Origin of the sequence: Mucilaginibacter segetis (genome assembly GCF_016522075.1) — a bacterium.
Lineage (GTDB): Bacteria > Bacteroidota > Bacteroidia > Sphingobacteriales > Sphingobacteriaceae > Mucilaginibacter > Mucilaginibacter segetis.
Map to the genome: position 1 here is coordinate 778,079 of NZ_JAEHFW010000003.1, position 11,544 is coordinate 789,622.

Here is an 11,544-nt window from a genome sequence, read left to right on the forward strand (position 1 = left end):
TCAATAAGTTAACCGCATAATCACCATATCATGATAAAAAACTATTTTAAGATAGCCTGGAGAAATTTATGGAAAAATAAAGCATATAGTCTTATAAACATAGGAGGGCTTACAGCGGGTATTGCAGTAGCTCTTTTAATAGGCTTATGGGTTAGTTATCAATATTCTTATGATAAGTTTCTTCCGAATTATGGTCAGTCTTATCAGGTTAGACGTAATTTCAACAGCAATGGCGACACCTTAACATTCAGCACCACATCTCTTAAATTAGCGGATGCACTCCGTAATGGCTACCCCGAAATTGAATACGTTGCAGAGGCTGATGAAAATAGGGCACACGGATTAGCCGTAGGGGACACTAAACTATCTTTAGATGGTATACAGGCCGGGTCGGATTTTTTAAAAATATTTAGATTCCCTTTTTTGCAGGGTAACGCTAACGGATTACGTGATCCTTACTCAATAATTATAACCGAATCTACCGCTAAAGCACTTTTTGGCAATAAAGATGCCATGAATCAGCTAATTAAAGTGGATAATAAAGACAATTTAAAAGTTACTGGCATTATAAAGGACATACCATCAAATTCATCGTTACAATTTAACTATATAATACCTTTTAGCTATTTCGAGATAGCAGATCCGGGCGTTAAAGAGGCACGTAATCAAAGTTTCGGCAGTAACGGGTTTGTGCTGTATGCTAAACTTAAGGATGGAATTAAATATAAGCAGATAGCACCCAAAATAAAAAATCTGGAGAAATATGAAGATAACCTTAACGCCAAAAACTCTGATGTGATTATGCAGCCCATTCAAGATTGGCATTTGTATAATACTTATACAAATGGTAAGGCTTTGGGTGGTTTTATTAATTATGTACGCACTTTTAGCATTATAGGTATTTTGGTATTAGTTATTGCCTGTATAAACTTTGTTAATTTAACTACCGCCCGTTCGGAAAAGCGTGCCCGAGAAGTAGGTATACGCAAAGCTATTGGTTCAAAACGTAAACAGCTTATTGTTCAGTTTTTAACAGAATCGATACTTATCACATTTATTGCACTGTTTTTTGCTCTTTTATTAGTACAATTGGTATTGCCCTCTTTTCGGCTGTTAACAGGTAATAGTATAACCATTCCGTTTAACAGATTTTATTTTTGGTTAATAGTAACAGGGGCTGCATTTGCCACCGCAATATTGGCCGGCAGTCGCCCGGCATTTTATCTTTCGTCTTTCAATCCGGTTCAGGTTTTAAAAGGCACTTTAAAAACTGCAAGCGGTGCTATTTTTTCTCGTAAAGCACTTGTTGTTATACAGTTTAGTTGTTCAATAGCCTTAATTATAAGTACGGTAATTATATACCAACAAATACAGTATGCTAAAAACAGGCCCACAGGGTATACTTTAAACCGGTTGGTAACCACCATTACCAATAGTGATTTACGTAGAAATATGGATGCGCTAAAAAACGACTTGTTGCAGAGTGGCGCAGTAAGTTCGCTCACTACTGCAAGCAGTCCGGCAACAGGTGTTTGGTGGCATAGCGATGTAGAAAATTTCCCGGGTAAAAATACCGGTGAAACTGTCGAAATGGGTACAATTTTAGTATCAGCAGATTATTTTAAAACATTGGGCATGCAATTAAAAGCGGGGCATGATTTTGTTAACGATATAAAAGCAGATAGCAACAGTGTTATATTAAATGAAGCAGCGGTAAAACGTTTGCGTTTAAAAGAACCATTAGGGCAATATATAACCAAATTTGGCCGCAGGATGACCATAATTGGTGTTGTCAAGGATGCATTAATGGATTCACCATTCCAGTCCGCTGATCCAACCATGTTCTTTTTTGATGGTGGAAGTAACATTATCTATCGTTTGTCACCTAACATTAATACACATCAGGCAATAGATAAAATTGCTGCTATATTTAATAAATACAGTCCTGCTTATCAATATACTTATCATTTTGTTGATGAGGATTATAATAAAAAGTTTAATCTGGAGGTGTTGGTGGGCAAACTGGCAGGCATTTTTGCAGGGCTCGCTATATTTATATCTTGTCTTGGATTATTTGGTTTGGCAGCCTACGTTGCAGAGCAGCGTACAAAAGAAATAGGTGTGCGTAAGGTTTTAGGAGCTACAGTAACACAGGTTTGGATTTTATTATCGAAAGATTTTATTGTTTTAGTGATAGTTAGCTGCATTATAGCATCGCCAATAGCACTGTATTTTTTACAAAATTGGTTATATAAATATGCCTACCGGATTAGTATTGGGCCTGAGGTGTTTGTATTATCGGCAATAGCAGCCATTATCATAACCTTAGCTACCATAAGTTTTCAGGCTATTAAAGCCGCAATTGCTAACCCTGTAAAAAGTTTAAGAAGTGAGTAATAATTTTAAAGTTTAGGATTTAGAAATTTATATTATGATTCGGAATTATTTGAAAACAGCATGGCGCAATTTGTTGCAAAACAAAACCACATCATTAATAAGTATAGTGGGGCTGGCTATTGGTATCTGCTGTTTTTTATTACTGACAACTTATTTAATAAATGAACTGCGTTATGATAGGTTTAACGAAAATGCCGGTCGTATTGTAAGGCTTACTTATAGTTATCAATCACCTGATGATGTGGCCGCAACACATACGGCACTAACACCAACAGCCCCTGTACCAGTTTTTAAACAAGAGATAGCGGATGTAGAGGATGGAGTGCGAATTTATAATTATACTGACGGGAGGCCGGCAGCTGTAGAATACGGAGATAAGCTATTTAGCGAAAGTAAAATGCTGGTAGCCGATCAGTCGTTTTTTAATATATTCAGTTTTAAATTTATTAAGGGTAATCCTGCAAATGCGTTGGTCGATCCTTCATCAGTAGTGATTACAGCATCTACAGCAAAAAAATATTTTGGGGATGATGATCCTATAGGTAAAATATTAAAGGTTAACCAAACGAATAATTTAATGGTGAGTGGTGTAATTGAAGACGTTCCCGCTTATTCACAAATTAAGTTCGATTTGATGGGTAATTATGCCATAATGCCACGTTCCAAAAATCTTAAGTGGGATTCCGCTAATGATTATTCCTATCTGCTGCTTAAGCCGGGAATGCCAGTAGCTGAAGTTCAAAAAAAAATAGACGCCTTTGTGAAAAACAGGTTTAGTGGAGAAGGGCAGACTAATCATATCTGGTATACATTGGAACCGCTTACCCGTGTGCATCTGCATTCAGACACTGCCGACAATCTGGATCCATCTGGTAATATAACATACATCTATATATTGGCTGTTGTAGCGGTTATACTTTTGGTATTGGCATGTGTTAACTTCTTAAATCTGGTTACCGCAAAATCTGCGGAGCGAGCAAAAGAAATAGGTGTACGTAAAGTAATGGGCGCACAGCGTATACAATTATTTATTCAATTTTTAACTGAGGCGGGTATAATTACCTTATGTTCTATTTTGCTGGGAGTGTTTTTAGCTTATCTATGTTTCCCTGCTTTTAGTACGTTTTGCGGTCAGCTGGTAAGTTTTGATACATGGAGGACATCCTGGCTTATCAGCGGTACTGTTATACTGTTTGTTTTGGTAACATTGCTCGCCGGAACTTATCCCTCCCTATATCTGTCGGCATTTAAACCGGCCGCTACGCTCAAAGGTAAAGTATCAGGTTACGCAGGTGGTAATGCGTTACGCAAGTCATTAGTAGTATTTCAATTTGTTGTATCGGTATTTTTCATTATCAGTACCATTATTGCGGTAAATCAATTACAATACATTCAGAATTTGAATACTGGGATGAACCGCGACCAGGTAATGGTGCTTGATATTGGCGGTATGCCCTTTAATAAAATAATGGCATTTAAAAATGAGCTAATACAGCAGCCAGGCGTATCAGGTGTAACAGCAACTTATGACTCACCTGTGAACGTTCAGGGGGGATATAGCATAAACAGCGTCGAAGATAAAAATTCCGATTTCAGCTTGTCGGTAACTGCCGTTCCTGTAGAGCGGTCATTTGTTAAAACCATGGGTATCAAGATTCTTCAGGGCCGGAATCTTGATCTGAGTGATGAGCAACAAGTGTTAACCGACGATTATGAGAAACGGAAATATGGATTTATCCTTAATGAAACAGCAGTAAAGGCTCTCGGCTGGAAACCACAACAGGCTATTGGTAAACGTATAGGCCTTAATGGCCGTATGGGATTTATTAAAGCTGTTGTGCGTGATTTTAATTTCACTTCATTACATGAAAAAATAACTCCTATTGTAATATTTCCGCAATATGACTGGTTTGGAAAGTTGCTTGTAAAAACAAACGGCAAGAATACCGCAAATACCATTAAACAAATACAGGCAAGCTGGCATACCTTTTATCCGGATATACCGGTTAATTTTCATTTTCTTGATGAGGAGTTTAATGAAATGTATAAGAATGATCAGCGCACGGGAGATATTCTAAAGGCTTTTACTATAGTAACCATATTTATTTCGTGTTTGGGTTTGTTTGGGTTGGCAGTTTTCTCCACTAAACAACGCGTTAAGGAAATAGGGATACGGAAAGTTCTGGGTGCTGGTGTATTCAATATCGTAGGATTGATCTCGGCCGATTTTTTAAAGCTGGTTATTGTTGCGGTAATTATATCGTCGCCGCTGGCATGGTATGCCATGAGCAGATGGCTGCAGGATTTTGCGTATCGCGTAAGTATTCAATGGTGGGTATTTGCTTCAGCAGCCGGCATGGTAGTGATAATCGCTTTTATTACTGTAGGTTATCAATCAATTAGAGCCGCGTTAAGTAATCCGGTAAAAAGCTTGCGAAGCGAATAAATAAATCAACTAAACCACGCTTAAAAATTTGTCATGATAAAAAGCTATATTAAAATTGCCTGGCGTAATTTAAGACGCAATAAAGCTTATGCGTTTATAAATATAACCGGCCTTTCATTGGGTATTGCAAGCAGCATATTAATATTTATCCTGATAGATTATCATTTAAGCTTTGATGATTTCCATAAAAATAGCGATAGAATATACCGTGTCGTAACCGAATGGCACGATGAAACCATTGACCGCTCTGCAGCGGTACCTCAACCGCTTGGCAAGGCCTTACGTAACGATTTTACTTTTGGCGAAAAGGTTGCCCGTTCGGTTAGTTTCCATAACCCGCTTATAACTTTACCTAATGAAAAGGAAATAAAGAAATTTGCCGAAAAGGATGGTGTTGCATTTACAGAGCCTGAATTCTTCGACATATTTAATTTCCCGTTGATAAAGGGCAACAAAAAAACGGTTTTAGTACAGCTAAATGAGGCCATAGTCACTCAAAAAATAGCACAAAAATATTGGGGAACTGATGACGTTATCGGTAAAGTTATTCGTTTAGATAACCGAATAAGTTTCACAATTACGGGTGTATTAAAAGACCTGCCCCCTAATACCGATCAAAAACAACAGATATATCTTTCTTATAAAAACATAATTGAATATGCATCCCAGCAGCGGGAAAATAACTGGGGCGGCGTAAATAGCGAAAGTAAGTGTTATTTACTATTAAAACCATCGGTGCCGGTATCTGTTGCTAATGCCAACTTTAAGCAAATGGTAAATAAATATTATACCGGACGCGACCAAAAGGTATGGATGTTTAAATTACAACCCCTGGCCGATATCCATTTTAATACGGATTTTGATGCCTTTGTTGATAAGAAATATTTGTGGGCGTTATTTTTCATCGGTGTTTTTTTGATAGTTACCGCTTGTGTTAATTTTATAAATCTGGCTACGGCGCAGGCACTTAACCGCGCTAAAGAAATTGGGGTGAGAAAGGTGCTGGGCAGTATGCCCAGGCAGTTGTTTTGGCAATTTATTGCCGAAACAACAATAATAACACTGGTTGCAGATGCCTTGGCTTATGTTATAGCGTGGCTTGTTTTACCGCTTATAAATCAGCTTTTTCAATCGCAAATGCAGTTTAATAACGAACTGTTACCACTGTTTTTAGTTGTGATGACGGTAATAGTTGTTTTTTTGTCGGGTTCTTATCCGGGAGTTATACTGGCTCGTTTTCAACCTATAGAGGCTTTAAAAAGTAAATTGTCGCAAAAAAATATTGGTGGTTTTTCATTACGGCGTATTTTGGTGGTAACACAGTTCGCCATATCACAGGTATTAATCATAGGCACTATAGTTATAGTATCGCAAATACATTACTCTAAAACAAGCGATCTTGGATTTGATAAACAAGCCATTATTACCCTGCCTATCCCGAATGACGATAATGGTAAAATGAAAACCCTGCACAACAGGCTTGGCCAGTTAAATGGGGTAAAAGATATTTCACTTTGCTATCAGCCTCCTGCGGCAAACTCAAACAGCACTACCGACATTTATTTCAATAATCGCCCTGAAGCGGAACATTGGGGAATAAATATAAAGGCTGGCGACGATCATTATCTTTCCACTTTTGATATAAAATTGGTAGCCGGCCGTAATATACTACCGGCTGATACCACAAGTGAGTTTTTGGTAAATGAAACTTTTGTAAAAAAACTCGGACTTAAATCCCCCGATGAGGTTATTGGTAAAAAACTAAGTGTAAACGGGAAAACCATTAGCGGGTTAATAGTTGGCGTGGTTAAGGATTTTTATAATTATTCGTTCCATAGCGAAATTTCGCCTATATGTATTATGCCTAACACCAATTACTACAGTAACTACGCGCTAAAATTAAGTGGCAGCAACTTTAAGGCATCTTTAACTAACGCGGAAAAATTATGGAACGAAACATATCCGGATGAATTATACGATTATAAATTTTTAGACGACCAGATTGCTGAATTTTACGAAATGGACGATGTTTTGATGAAACTTGTGGAAGGGTTCGCCGCCATTGCTATAATTATTGGTTGTTTAGGTTTGTATGGCCTGGTGTCTTTTATGGCGTTGCGCAAAACAAAGGAAATAGGTGTACGCAAGGTATTAGGCGCCGATGTTGGAAATATATTATGGCTTTTTGGTAAAGAATTCAGCCGCCTGCTTATTATAGCGTTTGTTATAGCAGCCCCCGTTGCATGGTGGGCCATGACCAATTATCTAAAAGATTATCAATATAAGATAACTATCGGCCCGAGTATATTTATACTCTCCATATTATCCACCTTTATAATTGCTGCTGTTACAGTAGGGTATCGGTCAATGTTATCGGCTAGGGCTAACCCGGTAAAAAGCTTACGAAGTGAATAATGTTGTTACACTATTATAGCAAAGCAGGATATATGATATATATCCTGCTTTTTATTTAATGTTATATGTCTTACATCATACTGTATCATTACCGAACGCACGCTGTGCATAAGCGTACAGTTATTACTTTTAATAAATACATTAATTTGCTCATTATCAATTATTTATTATTTTGGTATATTATTGATACCCTGATACTAAATTCTAATTAAGAAATTGCGGACAATAAACTATTAATCATTACTCAAATAATTAAACATGTTATCACTACAGCATATTTCAAAGTATTACCAGGCAGGCGGAAATAAGAATTATGTGATCAATGACATCAGCCTTGATGTTGATGAGGGCGAATTTGTATCTATTATGGGCCCTTCAGGTTCGGGTAAATCAACCCTGCTTAATATTATTGGTATGCTTGATGAGCCATCCGAAGGCTATCATTATTTTGTGAACGAGGCGGTTCATCAGCTTAAAGAAAAAAAACGTGCCGCTTTATATAAGCAATACATTGGTTTCGTTTTTCAGGCATACCATTTAATTGATGAGCTTACCGTTTATGAAAACATCGAAACTCCTTTGATTTATCAGGATGTAAAAGGATCGGAACGTAAGGCTATGGTGGCTGATATGTTAGATCGTTTTCAGATAGTGGGTAAAAAAGACCTTTTTCCGGCGCAGTTATCAGGCGGGCAGCAGCAGTTAGTTGGCATAGCGCGTGCATTGATAGCTAAGCCTAAATTAATATTAGCTGATGAGCCTACCGGAAACCTTAATTCTAAGCAGGGCGAAGAAATAATGGAACTTTTCAGCAAACTGAATAAAGAAGATGGCGTAACTATTATCCAGGTTACACACTCCGAAAAAAATGCCGAGTATGGCTCGCGTATCATTAACCTGTTGGATGGAAGGATCGAATCCTCAAGAAAATTCTGAACTATAACACAACAATGCGATATTTTAAACTTTTATTTTTTAGCTTAATAATTTTTATACCTGCGGTTGCATATTGCCAAACCCAGGCAGACACTGTATACACGTTGCAGCAATGTATTGATATTGCAGTAAAAAATAACCTGGATGTTCAAAAAAGTGAACTGCAGTCGCAACGCGACAGGATAGGCTACATACAGTCTAAAGAGAATATGCTACCCACACTAAACGGGCAGGTTGATCACGGGGTTAACCAGGGGCGTAATATTAACCCGTTCACTAATAGTTATGTTGATCAGTCGCTTACCTATGGTAATTATAGTTTAAATGCAAGTTTAACACTGTTTAGCGGTCTGCAAAATTTAAATAATATTAAACAAACCTCGCTGGCATATCAGGCAGGAAAAATGGATCTGCAGCAAGCCCGGGATAAGGTAACCATAAATGTTATTACTGCCTATTTATTGGTTTTGGATAATACCGAATTACTGGCACAGGTTAAAAATCAGTTAGATGTTTCAAAGAAGCAGGTAGAGAGGTTAGGAATACTGGAAAAGCAGGGAGCTAATAAAGTACCCTCGGATTTTTATGATTTGAAAGGTACTTATGGTGATAATCAGTTAAATGTGGTGGCTGCTGCTGCAACGCTGAAAAATTCAAAACTAAGTTTATTGCAGATCATGAATGTACCTTATAGAGAGGGAATTGTACTTGAGCCCATTAGTGCCGACCAGGTGGCTAAACAAACAGCAAATTCTTCTGCAGAAATATATCAAATTGCTTTAGAACAATTGCCGTATGTAAAAGCAGCAATTTTACGCAGGCAAAGTGCCGAAAAGGGAGTTAAAGCGGCTAAAGGTGGCCTATTGCCAACAATTTCATTATATGGGGGATTATATACTAACTATTCAAGCGCGGCACAGCGTTCGGTATTTACAGATTCATCAACAGTTAATACCGGAGCGTTTATAAATACGCCGGGTGGTAAACAAAGTGTTTTTACAACCCAGGCGAATTATATTAATCAAAACATTGGTTATTATGATCAGTTTAAGAATAATTACAGCACACAGTTTGGTATAAGTTTACGTATACCTATCCTGAATTACTTCCAGAACCATAATAAAGTAGCCTTAGCAAAGATAAATTTGCAGGAGAATAAATATGTGGAAGATAACACCAAGATACAACTGAAACAGGATGTTGAACAGGCTTATCTGAACATGACATCGGCTTATGAAAAGTATGAGGTTCTATTAGAACAAGTGAAATCATACACCGAGTCGTTCCGCATAGCCGAGATCCGTTTTAATGCGGGTGTTTTAACTTCGGTAGATTTTGTGGTGGCCAAAAACAACCTAGACCGCACCCGTATCAATCTTATAAATGCAAAATATGATTGTTTTATCTATAACAAGATATTAGATTACTATCAGGGTAAATTATCTTTTTAGCGGTTGATATATTTAATATTTCATAGCAACTGTAAACACAAAATTAAGGCACCGGTGTTATTAGATAAATTTATTTAAACATGAAAAAATTTGCCTTTACATTATTGATATTTTTAGCAACTGTAACTATATCAAAAGCACAACTACTGCCCAAATTTCAATTTGGAGCAAAAGCAGGGGTAAACCTTACCAGTCTTTCCGGTAATAACACATTTAACAGCGATAACCGGGCCGGATATCTGGGTGGGTTTTGGGCCAGATTTGGAGCTTTAGGTTTTAATTTTCAGCCGGAGATTTACGTAACCGGGAAAAACGTTAGAATTGATGATGGGAATGGTAACGTAAATGATGCTAAGTTCACCAGTATTGATGTACCTTTATTATTTGGTGGCAAGGTAGGTGCCTTAGGTTTTGGAGGTCGCTTTTATACCGGCCCATTGGTTTCGTTTGCCATTAATAAAGACCAGAATTTTGGCAGTGCCGCAGGCAACGCTGTACGCCTGAACTATAAAGATCAAAACTTTGCATGGCAGTTTGGTGCGGGTATTGATATCCAAAAATTATCTATAGACCTTCGGTACGAAGCCGGTTTAACCAAACAGGGATATGGCAGTAATGGAGATAATACCAGGGTAAATTTATTTAATCTTACTTTAGGGTATAGTTTATTTTCCCTGTAAATCTAAAAATAATATTTAATGAGGATTAATAACCCTATTTAACTGAAGGGTTATTAATCTGTTTCAAACCATATGGGTAGGGTGTAAAGCACCCTTACCGGTTTGCTGTTTTGTATGCCAGGGTTCCATTTGGCAACCTAAATCAGTAAATAATAAACAGGTGTTTTTAATCAACACATTAATACTCCCTTACTAATAAACCATCTGCAAAATCGCGCAGGTATTGTTTGTTTGCTTCGGGCAGGTTTATCTTTTCTAAAGCTTTAAAGGCCTTATCAGCATACAACTGCATTTCATTCTCCGCGTAGGCACGCACATTTACCTGGTTATAAATTTCGGTAACTGCTGCTACTTTTTTTTCAGAGCCAAAGTCAGAAATGCTTAGCCATTTATTTAGCTCATCAGCATAATCTCCCTGTGCCAGTTCAAGGGCCTTTATCAGTAGATATGTTTTCTTATTGGAAAGAATATCGCCGCCTATTTGCTTGCCAAATTTCTCCGGATTTCCGTATACGTCCAAAATATCATCCTGTAACTGAAATGCGATGCCTATCTGCTCTCCAAACTCGCATAATAATTCGGCATCTTTAATATCAGCTTTGCCAATTAAGGCGCCAATTTTTAAGGCGCCACCTAATACTACCGCTGTTTTAAGGCGGATCATATTTATATACTCCTTAATAGCGATGTTATTAGTGCTCTCAAAGGTCATATCCAGTTGCTGGCCTTCACAAACACCTACCGCTGTGTCATTAAAAATATCAAGTACTTGTCGAAGTATATTTTCCCTCACCTGCATCATTAGCTTGTAACCCTCTATCAGCATCACATCGCCAGACAAGATAGCTACGTTGGCGTTCCATTTTTCGTGAACGGTGGTTTTACCACGCCTTATGGGTGCTTTATCCATAATATCGTCGTGCATCAGTGTAAAGTTGTGAAATACTTCAATAGCCAGGGCAGGAGATAAGGCCTCTTCCACATCGCCGCCAAATAAATCGCAGGCCATCAGCAAAAGTGCGGGTCTCATGCGTTTGCCACCTAATGAAAGTATATAGCTTATAGGTTCATACAACTCAGCCGGATAATCCGGATATCTTAGTTTATCTACCGAGTTTGCAATAAGTAATTGCAGGTCTTCAAGTTTTCTCATGTTTCGAGGCTGACGGATTATCGTTATTTATTACGATTTAAGCCGTCGGTCAAACTTTATAATAAA

Annotated in this window: 7 protein-coding genes; 6 read left to right on the top strand and 1 reads right to left on the bottom strand. The window is 37.7% G+C overall.

Annotation, left to right across the window (positions count from 1 at the left end; all coding sequences use genetic code 11):
- Positions 1 to 30 precede the first annotated feature (30 nt).
- The 6 genes from I5M19_RS17195 to I5M19_RS17220 all read left to right on the top strand — a co-directional run bounded on the left by I5M19_RS17195 (position 31) and on the right by I5M19_RS17220 (position 10,325).
- Complete coding sequence (locus I5M19_RS17195; RefSeq protein WP_200067589.1) at positions 31 to 2,397, top strand: ABC transporter permease; 2,367 nt, start codon at positions 31 to 33, stop codon at positions 2,395 to 2,397.
- A gap of 34 nt (positions 2,398 to 2,431) precedes the next feature.
- Positions 2,432 to 4,843, top strand: a complete 2,412-nt coding sequence (locus I5M19_RS17200; protein WP_200067590.1) for an ABC transporter permease — start codon at positions 2,432 to 2,434, stop codon at positions 4,841 to 4,843.
- Between the two features lie 33 nt (positions 4,844 to 4,876).
- Positions 4,877 to 7,258 (top strand): ABC transporter permease, encoded by a 2,382-nt coding sequence (locus I5M19_RS17205; RefSeq protein ID WP_200067591.1) that lies wholly within the window; start codon positions 4,877 to 4,879, stop codon positions 7,256 to 7,258.
- A 258-nt stretch (positions 7,259 to 7,516) separates the two neighbouring features.
- Positions 7,517 to 8,194 (top strand): ABC transporter ATP-binding protein, encoded by a 678-nt coding sequence (locus I5M19_RS17210; protein ID WP_200067592.1) that lies wholly within the window; start codon positions 7,517 to 7,519, stop codon positions 8,192 to 8,194.
- Positions 8,195 to 8,208: 14 nt separating this feature from the next.
- Positions 8,209 to 9,645: a TolC family protein gene (locus tag I5M19_RS17215; RefSeq protein ID WP_200067593.1), complete on the top strand. Its 1,437-nt coding sequence runs from the start codon at positions 8,209 to 8,211 to the stop codon at positions 9,643 to 9,645.
- 80 nt (positions 9,646 to 9,725) lie between these two features.
- On the top strand, positions 9,726 to 10,325 hold the full coding sequence (locus tag I5M19_RS17220; protein ID WP_200067594.1) for a porin family protein: 600 nt from the start codon (positions 9,726 to 9,728) through the stop codon (positions 10,323 to 10,325).
- 178 nt (positions 10,326 to 10,503) lie between these two features.
- Here the strand turns inward: I5M19_RS17220 and I5M19_RS17225 are convergent, their stop codons facing one another.
- A complete protein-coding gene (locus I5M19_RS17225) occupies positions 10,504 to 11,478 on the bottom strand; it encodes a polyprenyl synthetase family protein (RefSeq protein WP_200067595.1) in 975 nt (324 codons plus the stop codon).
- Between the last annotated feature and the right edge of the window lie 66 nt (positions 11,479 to 11,544).